General features: G+C 37.2%; 20 protein-coding genes. 7 read left to right on the plus strand and 13 right to left on the minus strand.

Annotated features, from left to right (window positions below):
- Nucleotides 1–36: 36 nt before the first annotated feature.
- The 6 genes from FN817_RS18940 to FN817_RS18965 form a co-directional block, all read right to left on the minus strand.
- A complete protein-coding gene (locus tag FN817_RS18940; RefSeq protein ID WP_142719292.1) occupies nucleotides 37–498 on the minus strand; it encodes a hypothetical protein in 462 nt (153 codons plus the stop codon).
- Between the two features lie 70 nt (nucleotides 499–568).
- The gene (gene hppD, locus FN817_RS18945; protein WP_105684476.1) at nucleotides 569–1699 is read right to left on the minus strand and encodes a 4-hydroxyphenylpyruvate dioxygenase; all 1131 of its coding nucleotides are present in this window, start codon (nucleotides 1697–1699) and stop codon (nucleotides 569–571) included.
- A gap of 235 nt (nucleotides 1700–1934) precedes the next feature.
- Nucleotides 1935–2726 carry a hypothetical protein gene (locus FN817_RS18950; RefSeq protein WP_142719293.1) on the minus strand — a complete coding sequence of 264 codons (792 nt, stop codon included), beginning with the start codon at nucleotides 2724–2726 and terminating at the stop codon, nucleotides 1935–1937.
- Between the two features lie 138 nt (nucleotides 2727–2864).
- On the minus strand, nucleotides 2865–4139 hold the full coding sequence (locus FN817_RS18955) for an acetyl-CoA hydrolase/transferase family protein (protein WP_142719294.1): 1275 nt from the start codon (nucleotides 4137–4139) through the stop codon (nucleotides 2865–2867).
- A 221-nt stretch (nucleotides 4140–4360) separates the two neighbouring features.
- Nucleotides 4361–5872, minus strand: a complete 1512-nt coding sequence (locus FN817_RS18960) for a succinate CoA transferase (protein ID WP_142719295.1) — start codon at nucleotides 5870–5872, stop codon at nucleotides 4361–4363.
- A 182-nt stretch (nucleotides 5873–6054) separates the two neighbouring features.
- Nucleotides 6055–7206, minus strand: a complete 1152-nt coding sequence (locus FN817_RS18965) for a homogentisate 1,2-dioxygenase (RefSeq protein WP_142719296.1) — start codon at nucleotides 7204–7206, stop codon at nucleotides 6055–6057.
- 123 nt (nucleotides 7207–7329) lie between these two features.
- Here FN817_RS18965 and FN817_RS18970 point away from each other — a divergent pair, with 123 nt between their 5' ends.
- Both FN817_RS18970 and FN817_RS18975 read left to right on the plus strand, forming a co-directional pair.
- Nucleotides 7330–9399 carry a TonB-dependent receptor plug domain-containing protein gene (locus FN817_RS18970; protein ID WP_185149924.1) on the plus strand — a complete coding sequence of 690 codons (2070 nt, stop codon included), beginning with the start codon at nucleotides 7330–7332 and terminating at the stop codon, nucleotides 9397–9399.
- Nucleotides 9396–9857 (plus strand): thioredoxin fold domain-containing protein, encoded by a 462-nt coding sequence (locus FN817_RS18975; RefSeq protein WP_142719297.1) that lies wholly within the window; start codon nucleotides 9396–9398, stop codon nucleotides 9855–9857. The genes FN817_RS18970 and FN817_RS18975 overlap by 4 nt, the downstream gene beginning before the upstream one ends.
- 205 nt (nucleotides 9858–10062) lie before the next feature.
- Here FN817_RS18975 and FN817_RS18980 read toward each other — a convergent pair whose 3' ends face one another.
- Both FN817_RS18980 and FN817_RS18985 read right to left on the minus strand, forming a co-directional pair.
- The gene (locus FN817_RS18980; RefSeq protein WP_142719298.1) at nucleotides 10063–10533 is read right to left on the minus strand and encodes a cupin domain-containing protein; all 471 of its coding nucleotides are present in this window, start codon (nucleotides 10531–10533) and stop codon (nucleotides 10063–10065) included.
- 3 nt (nucleotides 10534–10536) lie between these two features.
- Complete coding sequence (locus FN817_RS18985) at nucleotides 10537–11526, minus strand: NADP-dependent oxidoreductase (RefSeq protein WP_142719299.1); 990 nt, start codon at nucleotides 11524–11526, stop codon at nucleotides 10537–10539.
- Between the two features lie 92 nt (nucleotides 11527–11618).
- Here FN817_RS18985 and FN817_RS18990 point away from each other — a divergent pair, with 92 nt between their 5' ends.
- Nucleotides 11619–11996: a winged helix-turn-helix transcriptional regulator gene (locus FN817_RS18990; protein WP_142719300.1), complete on the plus strand. Its 378-nt coding sequence runs from the start codon at nucleotides 11619–11621 to the stop codon at nucleotides 11994–11996.
- Between the two features lie 307 nt (nucleotides 11997–12303).
- Here FN817_RS18990 and FN817_RS18995 read toward each other — a convergent pair whose 3' ends face one another.
- The 4 genes from FN817_RS18995 to FN817_RS19010 form a co-directional block, all read right to left on the minus strand.
- On the minus strand, nucleotides 12304–13158 hold the full coding sequence (locus FN817_RS18995; protein ID WP_142719301.1) for a glycine betaine ABC transporter substrate-binding protein: 855 nt from the start codon (nucleotides 13156–13158) through the stop codon (nucleotides 12304–12306).
- A 1-nt stretch (nucleotide 13159) separates the two neighbouring features.
- Nucleotides 13160–13987, minus strand: a complete 828-nt coding sequence (locus FN817_RS19000; RefSeq protein WP_047424380.1) for an ABC transporter permease — start codon at nucleotides 13985–13987, stop codon at nucleotides 13160–13162.
- Between the two features lies 1 nt (nucleotide 13988).
- Nucleotides 13989–15239 (minus strand): quaternary amine ABC transporter ATP-binding protein, encoded by a 1251-nt coding sequence (locus FN817_RS19005; protein WP_142719302.1) that lies wholly within the window; start codon nucleotides 15237–15239, stop codon nucleotides 13989–13991.
- A 515-nt stretch (nucleotides 15240–15754) separates the two neighbouring features.
- Complete coding sequence (locus FN817_RS19010; RefSeq protein WP_142719303.1) at nucleotides 15755–16120, minus strand: DUF1304 domain-containing protein; 366 nt, start codon at nucleotides 16118–16120, stop codon at nucleotides 15755–15757.
- A gap of 63 nt (nucleotides 16121–16183) precedes the next feature.
- Here FN817_RS19010 and FN817_RS19015 point away from each other — a divergent pair, with 63 nt between their 5' ends.
- From FN817_RS19015 to FN817_RS19025, 4 genes are all read left to right on the plus strand, one after another.
- Entirely contained in the window at nucleotides 16184–16756 is a 573-nt protein-coding gene (locus tag FN817_RS19015) for a Crp/Fnr family transcriptional regulator (RefSeq protein WP_142719304.1), read from the plus strand.
- Nucleotides 16757–16819: 63 nt separating this feature from the next.
- Complete coding sequence (locus tag FN817_RS23430; RefSeq protein ID WP_228451604.1) at nucleotides 16820–16975, plus strand: hypothetical protein; 156 nt, start codon at nucleotides 16820–16822, stop codon at nucleotides 16973–16975.
- Nucleotides 16942–17250, plus strand: coding sequence for a DoxX family protein (locus FN817_RS19020; protein WP_228451605.1), 309 nt, complete (start codon nucleotides 16942–16944; stop codon nucleotides 17248–17250). Before FN817_RS23430 ends, FN817_RS19020 begins: the two co-directional genes overlap by 34 nt.
- An 8-nt stretch (nucleotides 17251–17258) precedes the next feature.
- Complete coding sequence (locus FN817_RS19025; RefSeq protein ID WP_142719305.1) at nucleotides 17259–17702, plus strand: carboxymuconolactone decarboxylase family protein; 444 nt, start codon at nucleotides 17259–17261, stop codon at nucleotides 17700–17702.
- A 218-nt stretch (nucleotides 17703–17920) separates the two neighbouring features.
- Here FN817_RS19025 and FN817_RS19030 read toward each other — a convergent pair whose 3' ends face one another.
- Nucleotides 17921–18889 (minus strand): cyclase family protein, encoded by a 969-nt coding sequence (locus FN817_RS19030; RefSeq protein WP_142719306.1) that lies wholly within the window; start codon nucleotides 18887–18889, stop codon nucleotides 17921–17923.
- Nucleotides 18890–19016: the final 127 nt, after the last annotated feature.

Consider the following 19016-nt stretch of genomic DNA (forward strand, 5'->3'; position numbering starts at 1 on the left):
GATTAAAATATTGCTGAGAGCATTTTCTCAGAACATTTATTTTGTCTTTTTTGAGTAAGATGCTTCATCTATCCATCGGTCTCTGGTATTGACATCGATGAGATATAAAATATTATCCTGCTGGGTCAACAATAATGTTTTTGTAACAGGCATTGGGATTTTTTTATTTTCAAGCATATCTGCTCTTAAAGAAATAATATTTTTTTTTCTGACGATATCCCCGGTGAAAACATTAGAACTGCTTTCTCCAGTAGCTTTATCATCGAAAACTTCTACATAAGTGGCATTGTTCCCTTTGATAATAATAAAGTCCCGTTCCGTATGATCAGCCTCATCTTTGATGAAAACAAATTTCTTGTTGTCAATATTTACATTTTCAAGATGCTGATTGATGCCTTTTCTTTGTTCAAGTCGGTTAAGGATTTCATTCAATGAACCATATTGAGCTTTAAGCCCCAGAGTCCCTAAAAGGGAAATCCCAATTAAAAGTTTTCTCATATACTGTGTTTTATAAAAAAGTTTTGCCAGAATACTGTATTCTGACAAAACCTATATTTTTAATGTAAAATTAAAGATTACCTCTTCTTTCCTGCTCTCTTTCTAATGCTTCGAATAAAGCTTTGAAATTTCCGGCACCAAAACTTTGTGCACCGTGTCTTTCAATGATTTCGAAGAATAGAGTAGGACGGTCTTCTACAGGCTTGGTAAAGATCTGTAATAAGTATCCTTCTTCATCATGATCAATAAGTATACCTAAATCCTGAAGTTTTTTAAGATCTTCATCAATATGGCCTACTCTTTCAGGAACCATATCGTAATAAGCTTCCGGTGGAGCAGAAAGAAACTCTACACCACGTTTTTTCAATTCCGTTACAGTGTGGATGATATCTTTCGTAGCAACAGCGATGTGCTGTACACCTTCTCCTTCGTAGAAATCAAGATATTCTTCTACCTGAGATTTCTTTTTACCTTCAGCGGGTTCGTTGATAGGGAATTTTGCATATCCGTTTCCATTAGACATTACTTTAGACATCAAAGCAGAATATTCTGTATTGATCTGTTTGTCGTCAAAAGAAAGGATGTTTACAAACCCCATTACTTTTTCATACCATTCTACAGTCGGGATCATTCTGTTCCAGTCAACATTTCCTACGCAGTGGTCTACATACAATAAACCTGCTTCTTCAGGCTTATAGTCACTTTCCCACTTTTCATAGCCAGGCATGAAAGCTCCGTTGTAATTTTTTCTTTCTACAAACATGTGAACGGTTTCTCCATAGGTGTAGATACCGGACATTCTTACCTCACCATGCTCATCAGTTAAAGTTACAGGCTCTAAATACGGTTTACCCCCTCTTTTAGTTGTTTCTTCAAAAGCTGCATAAGCGTCATCTACCCAAAGTGCCAAAATTTTTACTCCGTCACCATGTTTTTTTACGTGCTCACTGATAAGAGAGTCAGACTTAAGTCCGGTAGTTAATACCAATCTGATTTTTCCCTGTTGAAGCACATAAGATGCACGGTCTCTTACTCCTGTTTCAGGACCCGCATAAGCTACAGACTGAAAACCGAAAGCGGTTTTGTAATAATGGGCAGCCTGTTTTGCATTTCCTACATAAAACTCAATATAATCTGTACCGTTAATCGGTAAGAAATTTTCTGCTTGAGCTATTTTCTCGGCAAATGTAAGTGTTGACATATTTTCTCTTTTACTTTTATTTTATTGGTATGCAAATTACAAAAATCTTAGACATTGCGAAAATATTCCCCTGGATTCATTGAATATATTTAACATAAAGTTAAAGAAGAGTTTACTTAAGTATATTTAAGTTTCTTACGTTTAAAATCGGGTACTTACATTTGTAATACAAAAGACAAGTGAAAAAAAATATTTCGAAACATGAAAGCCGTAGAAATTTTCTGCGGCTTTCTTTTTATATTGTTTCTATCTTTCTGTTTAACATTCCGGCATCGGGATTATAATTATCCCATATCTTCCAGGTATTGTTTATTTTGCGGATGAAGTAGATCTGAGTGCTCAGCTGGTTGACAAAATGCTCTTCTCCTGTTTCTCCCACTTTGAACAGAAGGTTCCAGAACTCCTGAGATTCCAGTATTTTTTTGTCCGGTTCATCTGTAACGATATGAATGTCAAAAACTTCATAATTGGACCTGTTATTTTTAGTAACAAGATGAAAATCCTTATCACACAGTTCTTTACTAAATTGTGAAACCCGTTCTAAAAATGGAGAATCATTAAATACCAACTCTTTAAAAAGACTGGTATTATGATCAGGAAACTGTCTGCAGAATTCAAAAGCGGTAGCACAGTAGTCATAGACCATCTGCGTAAGATATGACTGATTATCAGATCCCTCATTTTCCTGTTTCTTATGTCTCACAGATAGAATATAATCGTTCAGGTCTTTGTAACCTAAGAAAATACAGATCTTATCCAATGTTTTTAAAAATCTTAGATCACTATGGGTTTTGTCCTGATAATCATTTTCAAAAAAACGTTGCAGGGTGACATGCGAAATGGTATTTCCAATTTCAAATTTTTTCCCCCCTTTCAGTTCTTCAGCTTCTGAGAGTTCATCTTTAATAATTTCGGAAAGAATAATATAATGGCTTCGCTTCCATTCATTCACATTCCCCAAAACAGAATTCCTTACCTTGGAATGCTTTATCACTTCTTCCCGTATCGAATTATATATAGTTTTCAATTTGCTTGTTTTTGAATGAGTTTTATCAAAAATACTGCCAAAAGATTAGTGCTTTTTTATGATTTTGCGGAGTTGGGTTCAAAATATGTTTTGAGATTTTAGATAAAAAATAATTTGGAAATGCTTACCTTTTGATTATCAGTGTTTAAATCTTTCGAAGGCTGCTCTCTCCAGCATTTCTCTGTCGTCCGGATGGGCAATGCTGATGAGCTCCTGTGCTCTCTGGCGAAGGTTTTTCCCGTACAGATAGGCTGTTCCGTATTCAGTAACAACATAATGGATATGTCCTCTTGTGGTTACTACACCAGCTCCCTGTTTAAGAAAAGGAACAATTCTGGAAACTCCTTTTTTCGTCCTTGCAGTAATGGCTATGATAGGTTTTCCGTCGTCACTTAATGCGGCACCACGCATAAAGTCCATTTGTCCTCCGATTCCGCTGTACTGCATAGTTCCGATAGAATCGGCACATACCTGTCCTGTAAGATCTATTTCGATGGCAGAGTTGATGGCAACCATTTTTTTGTTTCTCATGATATTGATCGGGAAGTTTACTTCGCTCACATCTCTGAAGGCAAATACGGTGTTGTCATCTACATAATCATACAGCTTTCTGGTTCCGAAGCAGAAGCTTGTAATGGTTTTGTTATCGTTGTAGCCTTTGTATTTATTATTGATCACATCATCCTGAATAAGGTCAATAACCCCGTCACTCAGCATTTCGGTATGAATTCCCAGATCTTTATGGTTGGTAAGGCATTTTAAAACTGCATCAGGAATGGTTCCGATGCCCATCTGAAGGGTAGATCTGTCTTCAATAAGTTCAGCTACATTTTTTCCGACAAGCATTTCTTCAGGACCTACTTTTGATCCATAATCTATGGTAGGAAGTTCTTCTTCATGCCACACCAGTTTATGAATTCTGCTGATGTGGATCATCCCGTCTCCATGGGTTCTTGGCATTCTGGGATTAACGATGGCAACAATGATTTTTGCAGTATCCACCGCTGCTCTTGCAATATCCACAGAAGTTCCCAGCGTACAGAAACCATGTTTGTCCGGAGGAGATACCGTAACAATTGCGACATCCAGAGGCAGGATATTTTTTCTGAATAAAATAGGGATTTCACTTAGAAAGACAGGCACAAAGTCTCCTCTGTCAGAATTCACTGCATCACGCACAGGAGTGGAAACAAATAACGAGTTGACGAAAAAGCTGTCTTTGTATTCCGGTTTTGCAATTTCCACATTGCCTTGTTGGGTAATGGAAACCATTTCTACATTTTGCAATCGGTGAGACTGTCTTGCCAGCTCATCAATCAGGTAGTTGGGAGTACATGCACTGCCGTGAAAGAATACACGGTTTCCGCTTTTTATAGTATATATTGCTTCTTCTGCGCTGATGTAATTATTCATATTTTGTCTTTTATTAAAGGGTGTTCAACGTATTTTACATCTCATAAAAATACTGCTCTTCTTTCAAAGATAATCTTTATAACTTTATATTCATATAAATATTTTTAGGATATTATACAGACTTTTGTCATATGAACCAACCAGATATGATGTAACAGAAAAAAGGACTAAATGCATTGGCATTCAGTCCTTTTTGTCTTATTTGTTTTTTGATGAAAATTTTAATTAGCGGCTTCTACAGCAGTTTTCTGCTTCATACTTCCGGTTTCTGCAAATCGTAAATGCCAGCTGAATGATTCTTCCAGCAAATGAGGAGTATGTCCTCCTCTTTCACAGGCTCTGTCAAAATAAGATTGCAATTCTTCTTTGTAATCCGGATGAACACAGTTGTCAATGATTTTCTGTGCTCTTTCTCTCGGCGCCAATCCTCTTAGATCGGCCAATCCTACATCCGTTACCAGAATGTCTACATCATGTTCTGTATGATCCGTGTGAGAAACCATTGGAAGAACATGGGAAATATTATTACCCTTTGATGCAGCCTGGGTCACGAAAATACTTAAGTAAGCATTTCTCGCAAAGTCGCCGGAACCACCAATTCCGTTCATGATTTTTGTTCCTCCGATATGGGTAGAATTTACGTTTCCGTAGATATCAAATTCAATAGCAGTATTGATGGCGATAACTCCCAATCTTCTGATCAGTCCGGGAGTATTGGAAATATTCTGAGGTCTTAAAACGAACTTGTCTTTATATTTTGAAAGGTTTCCTAAGACTCTTTCATAACATTCCTGAGAAACGGTAATGGATGATGCTGAAGCAAAACTCAATTTCCCGGAATCGATCAGATCAAATGTACTGTCCTGAAGTACTTCGGAAAACATGGTCAGGTCATAAAAATTACTGTCTTTGAATCCTGTAAGAACGGCATTCGCTACTTTACCAATTCCTGCCTGAAGGGGAAGTAATCTGTCTGTAAGACGTCCTAACAGAACTTCATTTTCGAAAAATGCAAGAAGATGTTTGGCGATAGCTGTTGTCTTTTCGTCCGGTTCTGCAATATCTGCCGGGCTGTCTTTACGGTTGGTAAACACAATGGCTTCAATTTTTTCGGGATCTACAGGAATGCTTTTTCTTCCGATTTTGTTCCATGGTGCTACAATAGGAATAACGTTTCTGTAAGGGTAATCTTCAGCCTGGTAGATGTCGTGGATTCCATAGACTTCTTCGGGAACTTCTGTATTGATTTCGATGATCACTTTTTTAGCTAAGGCAGCGAAAGTTACTGAATTACCCACAGAAGTGGTAGGAACTATGCTTCCATCTCTTTCAATATAAGCCGCTTCGATAATGGCTACATCAATGCTCTGAAGATTTTTGGTGTGGAGAAGTTCGGCACTTTCGCTCAAATGCTGGTCGATGAAGAGAATTTCACCGTTGTTGATCTTGTTTCTTAAAATAGGATCCACCTGGAAGGGCATTCTTTTCTTTAAAACATTAGCTTCTGCCAGTTTTCCGTCGGTACCATGCCCCAGTGAAGCTCCGGTCATTAAAGTGACTTTAAGGTCTTCTGTTTTTCCTCTTTCTGCCAGTGCCGGCAAAATAGCTTTGCTGTCACCTGCTTTTGTAAAGCCGCTGGACCCAATGGTCATGCCGTCTTTAATAATTTTTACAGCATTTTCTGCCGTGGTTACTTTTTGGTGTAGACTTTCTAATCTGATTCTTTCTAACATGTAATATTGATTTTGTTTTAAACCACCATTACTTAGGATGCGTCATGAAAAATAATGATGGCTAATATGTTAACCATACCTCACAAAATTACGAAAAAAGACGCTTTAAATAAAGGATTTAAAGCGTCTTTTGTATGTATTCAGCAATACTTTTTCAAATTAAAGAAAGTATTTCTTTTGTTTTATTCCAGCCATGAAGTTTTATAAGAAGGATCTTCTACTTTTAAAGCTTCTTCGGTAATTTTCAAAGGACGGAAAGGGTCAACCATAACGGCATATTCTTCCGTGAATTTTTTACCGATGCTTCTTTCCATCGCTCCCGGGTGAGGTCCGTGTACAATTCCTCCCGGGTGAAGGGTAAAGTCCATCAAATCAATATGATTACGGCTCATGAAATCACCTTCTGTATAGAACAATACCTCATCAGAATCAATATTGGAGTGGTTGTAAGGAGCAGGAATAGCCTGTGGATGGTAATCATACATTCTTGCACAGAATGAGCATACTACGAAATTGTGGCCTTCAAAATTCTGGTGAACCGGTGGCGGCTGGTGAATTCTTCCGGTAATGGGTTCAAAGTTTTTAATATTGAATTTATAAGGATAGAAATATCCGTCCCAGCCTACTACATCAAACGGATGTGTTGCATAGATGAAGTCCGTAATCTGGTTTTCTTTTTTAACTTTAATCAGGAATTCTCCTTTTTCATCCACTGGTTCTTTGAAAGCAGGAGCAATCATGTCTCTTTCGCAGAATGGAGAATGCTCTAAAAGCTGCCCGAATTCATTTCTGTATCTTTTCGGAGTATAAATAGGAGAGTGGCTTTCCAATACAAAAAAGACGGTATCATCAGACTTCAGTTCAACCTGATAAATTGTTCCTCTCGGAATAATAAGATAATCTCCGGTTACGAATTCAAGGTCTCCTACAAAAGTTTTTAATATTCCGGCTCCGTTATGAACGTATAAAAGCTCATCACATTCTGCGTTTTTGTAGAAATAATCCATTGATTTTCTTGGCTTGGCTAATCCCATTTTCAGATCATTGTTCATCAAAAGGATTTTTCTGCTGTCCATAAAATCGTCTTCAGGAGTTACATTCATTCCTTTAAACATTCTTGGAGCAACATTTTTTTCCACAGCGATTTTGGGAGTGACATCTTTCGGCTCACCGATAGATTTGATCTGCGTAGGGCGGTGGATATGATATAACAGAGAAGAAATACCATGGAAGCCTTCTGTACCGAAAAGCTGCTCATAGTAAAATTTATCTTCAGGAGACTTAAAGATTGTGTGTCTTTTTGGTGGGATATTTCCCGATTGATGATATCTCATTTTACTTTGATATGTAGTTTCTCAAATTTAATCATTTTTCATGAATTGACTCAACCTATATTTTTTGCATTAAGTTTTGTATTTGAAAAATAATTGTTAGATTTGTCTAACAATTATAATTTCATGAAGCGAATATTATTTTCTATTACTTTTTTATCATCATACTGTTTTGCGCAGGAAACAGACAGCTTAAGTTTGCAGGCCAATAAAACCCTGGATTCTGCCAGAGTTACCAGAAAAGAAATTAAGACCAGTAATATTGAAGATGTAGTGGTTACCGGAACCATAAAACCGATGAGTAGGTCAAAAAGTCCCGTGGCAGTAGAGATCTACAGCCAGAAATTTTTCCAGAAAAATCCCACTCCAAGTATTTTTGAAGCTATTGCTATGGTGAACGGAGTAAAACCTCAGCTGAACTGTTCCGTCTGTAATACAGGAGATATCCATATCAATGGATTGGAAGGACCTTACACGATGATTTTGATTGACGGAATGCCGATTGTAAGTTCACTTTCAACAGTATATGGATTAAGTGGAATCCCGAATAGTCTGGTAGATAGAATAGAAGTAGTAAAAGGTCCTGCATCATCAATCTATGGTTCTGAAGCAATGGGAGGGGTTATTAATATTATCACTAAAAATGCTTTGACAGCTCCTAAATTGAGTGTTGATATGATGACCAGCACATGGAGTGAAAATAATCTGGATCTTTCTACCAAATTTAATGTAGGAAAGAATGCCGCTTCATTATTAAGCTTAAATTATTTCAGTTTTCAGGAAAGAATAGATCAGAATAAAGATAATTTTACCGATGCCACTTTACAGAGCAGGATTTCAGTTTTTAACAAATGGAATTTTAAAAGAAAGGAAAACAGACAGGCAAGTTTTGCAATGAGATATCTGTATGAAGACCGCTTTGGAGGAGAAATGCAGTGGAACAAATCTTACCGTGGCAGTGATCAGGTGTACGGAGAAAGTATTTATACCAACCGGGCAGAGGTTTTTGGTTTGTATGAATGGCCTATGAAAGAGCATATTGTGACTCAGTTTTCCTACAACTACCATGATCAGAATTCATTTTATGGATCCAATCCTTTCAATGCCACGCAAAAGGTCGCTTTTGTACAAACGTATTGGGACAGAAGCTTCGGAAAACATGATATTACTGCCGGACTTACTTTTAAAAGGACTTTTTATGATGACAATACACCGGGAACATTAGCTGCAGACGGTATCACGAATGCTCCGATGAAATCTCCGATCTGGGGAGCTTTTGTCCAGGATCAGTGGGAAATTAATGATAAACATATTTTATTGCTGGGATACCGATATGATTATGATAAAGTACATCATTCCGTACATTCGCCGAGGTTCGCATGGAAATTTTCACCCAATCCGTATCATACGCTGCGTTTCAATTTTGGAACAGGTTTCAGAGTGGTGAATTTATTTACGGAAGATCACGCTGCATTGACAGGTTCAAGAGAAGTTGTGGTAAAATCAGATCTTAAGCCGGAAAGATCAGTGAATGGAAACCTGAATTATATCTGGAAAATTCCTGTAGGAAACCGAATGGTCAATCTTGATGCTTCTGCATTCTATACCTATTTCAGTAATAAAATTGTGGGAGATTTTGATTCTGATCCTGATAAAATTATTTATGATAATCTTCACGGATATGGAATTTCAAGAGGAGCTTCCCTGAACGTTGATTTTGCATTTCAGTTTCCGCTGAGTGTTAATCTAGGAGTAACTTATCTTGATGTATACCAGAAATTTGATAATGAAAATCAAAAAACACAGCAGCTGCATGCTCCAAAGTGGAGTGGAACTTATAACCTGACTTATAAATTTCCGAACAATCTGACGGTAGATTTTACCGGACAGTTTTATGGGCCGATGCGACTTCCTGTTTTAGTGAATGACTACCGCCCGGAATATTCACCATTCTATTCTTTGGCTAATATTCAGGTGTCCAAGAGTTTCAAATCAGGATTTGAGATGTACTGCGGAATTAAGAATTTATTCAATTTTGCCCCTAAAGATCCTTTGATGAGACCGTTTGATCCATTTGATAAACATGTTGATGATCCTGTCAATAATCCCAATCATTATACTTTTGATACGGCATACGGCTATGCCCCAATGCAGCGCATCAGAGGTTTTCTGGGAGTAAAATATACTTTGAAATGAAAAAAATAGCTTTATTTTTAATGTTAGTGCCCTGTTTTTATCTGTCTCAGATGAAGACAGGCACTTTTTCTGATCTCGAGGTACAGCAGAAAGAAGATCCGAAGCCGGTTGTTATTCACCTTTATACAGACTGGTGTGCGGTCTGTAAAATTGAATCTTACCGTTTGAGTAAAGATAAAGAGCTGGTGGGTATGATGAATGATCATTTCTATTTTGTGAATTTTGAGGCAGAGAAGACGAAGGAGAAAATTCATTTCCAGAATCAGGATTTTGAATACCTGCAGAATGGAAATTCAGGAATTCATGAATTGGCACTTGCTTTGTCAAAGAATAAAAATCAGCCTGTTTATCCTTTATGGGTATTCCTGGATAAGCATCAGAATCTGGTGTATTATCAGGAAGGACAGATGACGCCTGAAAAAATGAAGGAGAAACTATTGGAAATTTCTGCTTTGTAAATTGGGAGATTTTTGTTGGAAACGCAAGGCGCAAGTTTTTTCTTTGGTGATATTTTTAAGTCGCAAGGATTTTATCTGCGATAAAATTGTATAATTCTAATACTATATGCATTAAATCCTTGATGAAAATCTTTGATTTTCTTGTGCCTTAAAAAAACACATTATTTATTTTATTTGCACCTTAGCGTTTTCCAACAAAATAAATTTAAATATCAGCATCTATCAGCACGGCCAGCTGAATACAAGGTTCATCAGAACGGTTGCTCCACGCATGATTGGTTCCTCTTTGGATGACAATATCGCCCGCTTTCAGAAGTGTTTCACCTTCTTCCATGATCAGATAGAGTTCACCGAAAAGGATAATGATATAGTCCAGTGTTGCAGTTTGATGCATCATCGGATGAGGTTCATTCTTTTTCCACTCAACCCCTAAATCTTTATCCGGCGGAACCACTACATACCGGAAATAAGTACCATTTTTGGGAGTTTGCGGAAATCCGGTGTTAGGAATTCTGGTTTCAAATTCTAAGCTTGCTGGCATTGTCTGCGTATTCCACACGTCCGAAATGATCAGTCCAGGAAAATGTTCCACTGCATTTTCTACCTGTTGGTCTTCTACAATGATCGATTTCCCGTTTTTAATTCCTGTTACGATCCGTCTTGGTATTTTGTTCATAATTTAGTGTTTCATGATAAGTTTATGACCTTGTGTCTGATTATTTTTTAATAGAGAATGCGCCTGCAGAACAGTGTCCAGAGAAAGATTTCCTATGAGTTTATGCTGTGGAGGAAGAATCGTTTCGTTTTCAATGAGCTTTTTTATTTCAAGTAAGCTGTTCTTGTAATATTCATATTTTTTGATCATTCCGTAAGTGTAATTGGAGATATTCATAATCAAAGTTCCTTTGTTGAACAATGCTTCATGAGCATCTTTAGTGACTAAAGCTGTTACATCAACATAAGTTCCATTAATCTTTAAAACTTCTGCCGTCACTTCAGACATATAATTTCCTACGAGATCGATTCCATATTCAAAAGGTTGATCATTATTGGCTTTTAAAATATTTTCAATGAGATTTTCATCTCTGTAATTAACGATCTGATGACTTTTTAATCCTAAATTAAGAAGCATGTGCCGGTTTTCTTCACTGCCAACGGTTGCTGTGATCTGCCGGATATTATGGGCCAGTAAAAGTTTGATCAAAAATGAACCAACGCCTCCAGCTGCACCTGTTACAAGAACTGTATTTTCCGGATTTAACTTCAGACGGTTAAAGATCTGTAAAGAGGTAAGTCCTGCTGAAGGAATGGAAGCCGCCTGTTCAAACGAGATATTTTTTGGTTTAAAAGATACAATAGCTTCAGGTACGGCAATATATTCTGCGTAAGTACCGTTGCTTCCCATAGAGCCGCTGCCACAATAGACCTCATCACCAATATTGAACTGTGAAACTTCGGCCCCTTTGCCAGCAATGATTCCTGATAGTTCTCTTCCTAATATAGGTGAACTGATTAGCTTTCTTTCCAGTTCGTTTTCCAGCATCTGATAATCGATAGGATTGAAACCACTGGCTTTAATCTGGATTAAAACCTCATTATCTTTAGGTTTTGGCTGTTCGGTAAAGCCGTCTTCCAGTTTTCCGTTTTTATTTAAAATAACTGCTTTCATTATTGTTAATTTGATACACAAATGTAAAGAGGGAATAGTTTATATTTGCTACTAGTTAACTAATGGTAACTAGTTACCTTCATGAAACTATTATGGCAAAAATTACTGAAAACGGCATCGAAAGAGAAGCCAGCTGTACGGAAGAACTGTTCGCAATGCGGGACAGTCTGGATGTTTTAGGAGGAAAATGGAAACTGATGATTTTACGATATCTGACGAACAGACCGGATCAAATGATCCATTTTAAAAAACTGGAACGCGGTATTGAAGGAATATCCGCCAAAATGCTGAGCAAAGAATTAAAAGAACTGGAAACAAACCTTCTGATCACCAGAACCATTCAGGATACGAAACCTATCACTGTAACGTATGCGGTGACTGAATATGGAAAATCTGTATTTCCTGTGACAGAAACATTAGTCAATTGGGGAATAATCCATCGGGAGAAGATCAAAGAATCAATGGGATAGTTATGAGATATTGGAAAGCGCAAAGACGCAAGAATTTTCCTTTAAATATACTTTAAGGCGCAAGGATTTTATCTTTGATAAAATTTAATTCTGTTGAATTTTAACTGAAACAAACTTGCTGAAAATCTCCCATTGAGCGAAGTCGAAATGTTCTCGCGCCTTGAAGCAGTATGTTATTAAATTTCTTTGCGCCTTTGCGATTACTAATAATATTACTTCATAGAGAAAAAATCAATTAATCTATGTCGATAAAAAAATCCTCAGAACCGTGTGGAGCTGAGGATTTTTGATAATACCAAATTGTTTATTAATTTTTATCCAGCCAGGACTGTACAAGGTCCGAGTGATCTTTCACCCATTCTTTGGCGGTAGCTTCTTTATTTTTACTCTGTTCCATTTTCATTAAAAGGTCAGACATATTTTCATCATCAAAATGAAGTTTAGCAAAGAATCTGGCCAGTTCCGGATGGTCATTCCCAAAACTTTTTCTGGAATAGGTTTTAATCTGTTCTGCTTCTCCATATATTTTTTTTGGATCATCAAGAAACTTAAGCTTCATTTTTCCAAACATCCAGTGAGGCTGCCATCCCGTTACCACAATCCATTCTTTTCGTTGTATGGCATTCTGCAATTCGGTGATCATAGCAATGGTAGAGGAGTTGATCTGTTGATAATCCAGTTTATAATCAATAATTGTTTTGTCAGTTCCGGTGGTTAATCCTGCTCCTTTTTCGATTCCAATAATTCTGTGGCTGAATTGATCTTTATGTTGATTAAGTTCTTCAATAGAGCTAACAGGAACATACTCCGGTACGACCAATCCTATACGGCCGTTGTCATAATTGGTTCCAAGATGAGTCAGTCCCGGAAATTTAGCAAGCTTTTTGGCATGGGTGTAAGGAAGCCAGACTCCCATGAAAAGATCTGTATCTTCATTATTCATTGAAGCCAGAATCATATCTGTAGAGGCTTTTTGAATAATAACGTGATATCCTTGTTCGTCCAGAATAGCTTTAGCAATATGCGTCATGGCTACATCTTCCGCCCAGCCATCTACCATTCCGATGGTAATATATTTAGAGTTTTTTATGTTTTCACACGAACTTAATGCTGTAAATAGTAACATTAAAACGGGAAAAAACAGATATTTTAATTGTTTCATCTTATTGCTTTTTCTTTACAAATCCCTGGGTAATCCTGTCGAGGATAATGGCTAAAATCACAACGGATAATCCGCTTTCAAATCCTAATCCGATATCCAGGTTATTAATTCCTTCCAGTACTTTTTCACCTAAACCACCTGCAGCAATCATTCCTGCGATCACCACCATGGATAAGGATAACAGTATGGTCTGATTGATCCCTGTTAAGATCGTTTTCATTGCTAAAGGAAGCTCTACTTTAAACAGAATCTGTCGGTTGGTTGCCCCAAAAGCTCGTGCTGCTTCCACAATGTCTTTCGGAACGGCTTCAATTCCCAATGCTGTTAATCGTACCGCGGGCGGCATGGCAAAAATGATGGTTGCAAAAGCACCGGGCACTTTACCAATACTGAAAAACAGTACAGCAGGAATCAGGTAGACAAATGCGGGCATTGTCTGCATCAAATCCAGTAAAGGGCGAATGATTTTGTCGGCTATTTTGCTTTTAGCAGCCAAAATTCCCAGAGGGATAGAAAGGATAAGGGCAGTAATGGTGGACACAAAAATAAGTGCCAGCGTTTCCATGGTTTCTTTCCATAATCCCATTAAAAATATTAAGCTTAGTCCGGCTGCAGTTACCACAGCAATGCCTTTTCCGGCTTTCCATAATGCCAGCAGGGTAAAAAAGAGAATGATTACATAAAAAGGAGTGTTTGTTAATACCCATTCAATCCCCATGATAGAGGAGTTTCCTACATGTTTTATAACATCAAATACAGGTTTTCCATTTTCTGTGAGCCAATTGATTGCAGTTTCTACATATTGACCTATATCTATAGTTTTATTCATCTTATTGGTTGTTTGCGATTTCTTTTAATTCAATAATTTCTTCTTCGTTAAACTTGGTCGCTTCTATGACAAGAGATAACTGGGTAACAAGACCTAAAAATTTGTTGTCTTCATCAATTACTGCGATGGCTGATTTACTTCCGGAAATTAACGGTAACATTTCTTCTACCGTAACTTCAGGATAAACCGAAGGAACATTACTGTTGATAATTGATTCCACCGTTGGTTCTTTCTTTTTGGCTATGCGAACAACATCGTTAAGGGTTACAAAGCCCAGAAATTTATTTTGAAAATCTACCACCGGCAAGTTTTCTAATCCGGTAGCTCTCATTTTTCTTAAAGCTCCTTCCGGACCGTCTTTTCTGAAACGTACTACCGTAGCTTTGTCGAACATCAGAGATCTGGCAGTGATAATTGTTTTACGGTCTACTTTCTCCACGAATGCTTTCACATAATCGCTGGCAGGATTGGTTAAAATATCTTCTGCTGTGCCTATCTGTTCTATGACACCATCTTTCATAATGACGATACGGTCTCCGATTTTAATGGCCTCGTCCAGATCGTGCGTAATAAAGACAATGGTTTTTTGTAAAGTATTCTGCAGTTCAAGCATCTGATCCTGCATTTCAGATTTTATCAATGGGTCCAGTGCGGAGAAAGCCTCATCCATAAGCAGTACTTCAGGATCATTGGCCAAAGCTCTTGCCAGCCCAACTCTCTGCTGCATTCCTCCTGAAAGTTGAGAAGGGTATTGATTTTCAAAACCATTTAAGCCAACAATATCTAATGCTTTCTGTGCTTTTTCATCGCGGGAAGCTTTGCTTTCTCCTCTGATTTCCAGCCCGAAACCTGCATTGTCTAAAATCGTATGATGAGGCAGCAATCCGAATTTCTGAAAAACCATACTCATTTCCGTTCTTCTTACTTCCAGCAGTTCTTTGTTGTTTTTACCGGTAATATCATCGTCATTGATGTATACTTTTCCTGAGGTAGGCTCATTCAGTCTGTTTAAACAGCGCAGTAATGTGGATTTTCCACTTCCGGAAAGTCCCATGATCACAAAGAATTCTCCTTCATAGATCTCAAAACTGGCTTTATTGATTCCTATGGTGCAGCCTGTTTTTTCAAGAATTTCCTTTTTGGAAAAGCCTTTGTCTAAAAGTTCCTGAGCTTTTTCTTTGTTTTTGCCAAAAATAATAGTCAGATCTTCCACTTTAAGTTTTACTTTTCTACTGTTTTCATTTTTTTCCATATTCAGAATTTTTGAATTAATAAATGATATAAAAAACTGTACACCAATTCGTTATATGCGTTTAGCTTTAGTTGTCCTGCTGATGAGGATAGGATAAAATAATTTACTAAGCTTTTAATGATAAAAGCTTTTAACAAAAAAATAATGTATAAGAACCATGAGGCCTTATGTTTATTTTAAATATTTCAATAGATTATACTCTAGAAAAAGAGTGTATCATGTAAAAAAGAAATTAATCTCTTACATAGATTCTACAATTAAATTACTGATGAGGTAATTACAGATATGTGTACTGAACAACTTGAATGCCTACTTTGCATCAAAATGCAGGCCAGCATAAAAAAATGGGTATCAATTTTTTATGACGGTGCAAATTTACGAATTTTATATTAAATGGATTTTCATAACTGTAATGTGTTGATTTTCAATGGTGTTTTTAGGTTGGGATTTCATGAAAATTTTTCTCTTATCACAAAGCTAAGAGAAGATTGACATGGTCTGGATGATCCGGTAAATTACTTCAGTAATACTGCAATGATTGCCAGTATGGCAGGTAGTGCCTGTACGAAGAATATTTTTTTAGTGGCTGAAATGGCGCCGTAAATTCCTGCAATGGCTACACATCCTAAAAAGAATAAAGCTACATTGGTCTGCCATTGCGGATCTTTAATCAAAAACGACCAGATGAGTCCGGCAGCAAGGAAACCATTGTAAAGCCCCTGGTTGGCTGCAAGTCCTTTCGTTGGTTTAAACATTTCTGCAGGCAGAGCAGCTTTAAAAACTTCCTTTCCTTTTGTCTCCCAGGCAAACATTTCCATCCAAAGAATATACAGATGTTCCACTGCAACGATTGCGATCAGAATTTTAGCAACGATTTCCATAATAAATATTTTCTCATTGTAAAACTAAAAAAATAAAGTTAAGTTTGAGTATTAATTCTTACAATGGATTCATTCAAAGCGCATTTAAATAAATTTATTACCATCACCGATGAAGAATATATTTCTATTGTATCTTTTTTCCAGGTTATGGAGGTAAAAAAAAAGCAGCATCTGATGCTTGAAGGCGAGGTCTGCCGGAATATGTATTTTGTGGTCGAAGGCTGCCTGAGAAAATTTTTTATTAATGAAAAAGGAGTGGAGAATACCACTCAGTTTGCCATAGAAAACTGGTGGATTACAGATACATTTGCTTATGAAAGGCAACAGCAGACGGATTTTAACATTCAGTCGGTGGAGCATTCTACTATTCTGGTGATTGATTTTAAAAATCAGGAATTATTGTTTGTAAAACATCCTTCAATGGAGCGTTATTTCCGGATTATTTATCAAAGGGCTTATGCAGCTTCAGAAAGAAAACTCCGCTATCTGTCTGAGTTTTCAAGAGAAGAACTGTACATACATTTCAGCACAATGTACCCATGGTTTATTCAAAGGATTCCCCAATATCTTGTTGCTTCGTTTCTCGGATTTACACCGGAATATTTAAGTGAAATTAAAGCAAAATTACGTTCTTAAACCAGTTTAAGATTTTTACAGATCATAAACCGGAAATTTGTCATGTTATTAAAAGCCAATACAATGACAGATATCAAAAATCAATTTCCGCAGCTGTTTTTAAGACTTGCTCTTGCTGTAACCTGCTTTCTGCAGTGGCAGACCGATTTGGATTTTGGAGCAAAGAAAATTCGTCATGGGGAAACATGGAGAGTTTTAAAGAATATACAAGACAGCTGACATTTTTTCTGCCGGAAGCTTTAAGTACGGTTTCAGCCTATGCTGCTACCTTTTTAGAAATTCTTTTTCCTTTGATGCTGATCTTTGGATTTAAAACAAAGTTTGCAGCATATGGAAGCAGTATTCTGCTGTTGATTTTTGCCATATCCATGACCATTGCTTCAGGACCTAAAGCTCCACTCAACTATTCTGTATGGGTGGGAAGTGCAGCCGCTCTTTTACTGGCGGTACAGCAGCATTATTCTCTAAGTATAGATCAATTAACCAAAAAATAATACATATTATGAGCGCAAGATTAAATATTGCAACAGTAGATTCAGCAGCTTACAAAGCGATGATGGGATTAGAAGGATATTTACAGACAATTTCTTTAACTCACATTCAGAAGGAATTAATTAAAATCAGAGCTTCACAGATTAATAAATGTGCTTTCTGCCTTGATATGCACACCAAAGATGCCATCAAATATGGTGAAACACCTCAAAGAATCTTCATTCTGAACGGATGGACGGAAGCAAAAGACTTCTTTACGGAAGAAGAGCAGGTACTTTTGGCAATGACAGAGGAAATTACGCTGATCAGCCAAAACGGATTAACTGAAGAGACCTTCCAAAAGGCAAAAAAGTTCTTCGATGATAACCAGATCGCTCAGATCATTATGGCGATTGTAACCATCAATGCATGGAACAGAATTGCAATAAGTACTCATCTTCCGGTTGCAAAATAGTGAAGTCCGGGAGCGGAGAGATGAAGATGGAAGTTAATGAAGACTATATAATTTACGGATGTTCACTTTTTATAAAAACGGCCTTTCAGTTTTTGAAAGGCCGTTTTAATGTAAAATTCAAAGTAACAATGTAACACAGTTTGGGTATTAATTCTAAAATAAATTCTAAGGTTAGCTTTATTTTTTAACTGGAATTACTTTGTTACTCTGTTTTTTAATTAATAAATAGCTACAGGATTTACATTCACCTGAGTAGAACCTACGTATAATGGCTGTCCCAGTACGAATAGAAATTCCCATACTTTTTGTTTCACCAAAGGACGGCTGTCAATCAGTTCCAGGTTATAAATTCCTTTTTTAGCCAGCATAAACTGGTTAATGGGGAACTCTTCTTTACTTCTCGGGTTAGGATAGACTTCAGAAGCCCAGGTATCACCGCCAAAAGCTACGATTCCCTGATCGGCAAGCCATTTTGCGGCATCCATTCCGATACCCGGTTCAGTTTCTAAGAATTGTTGATTGTTTTTACCAATCAATTCAAGCCATCCGGTATTGAAAAGAATAATATCTCCTTTTCTTAGGGTAAGTCCCTGCTTCTTTAAAACAGATTTGATATCTTCTACCGTAAATTCTGTTCCGCCGGGTACTATTGATTTTCCATAATGAGCAGTCATATCAAGAACTACACCACGGGTAACAAATGGTGGTACTTTTTCAACACCCAGTTTTTTTACACCTTCTACGGTTACAAAATCTGTTGCTTTATTTCCGTTATAGTAAGTATTATCAATACCAATGTGTCCGATACCGTTGAGCTGTGTTCCCACTCCGGTCCATCCGTTTACAAGTTCATCATTGAAGGTAAATTTGTTCGGACCAATACTTTTTCCGCCCTGTTCTCCGGGTTGAATATTATATAAATTAAAACTTCTGTGTCTGAAAGCCGGAAGATTTTTATCAATAGGAACGGCAAGAGCTAAGGTTTTACCCTGTTTCACAAGTCCTAATGCCTGTTTTACAACTTCAGGAGTCAGTAAATTAGCGGCCCCGATTTCATCCTGTGCTCCGTAAGCAGAAGGATACCATGATTTATCTTCGGGATTGACAAGTGTCTGAGCATTTAATGTAATGCTGTTAATAGCCGATAGGGTTACTAACCCGAACATTTTGATCAGATTATTTTTCATTTTCTATGAAGTATTAGAGTTAAAGAAAGGAAGTGGGAAGCTGGAGGAGGGAAGTTCTATGAGTGTATTGATAATTAGGAGCTTCTATTGCACTATTCTGCATGTAACAAAGAGATTCCTCCTTCGT

Origin of the sequence: Chryseobacterium rhizoplanae (assembly GCF_900182655.1) — a bacterium.
GTDB lineage: Bacteria > Bacteroidota > Bacteroidia > Flavobacteriales > Weeksellaceae > Chryseobacterium > Chryseobacterium rhizoplanae.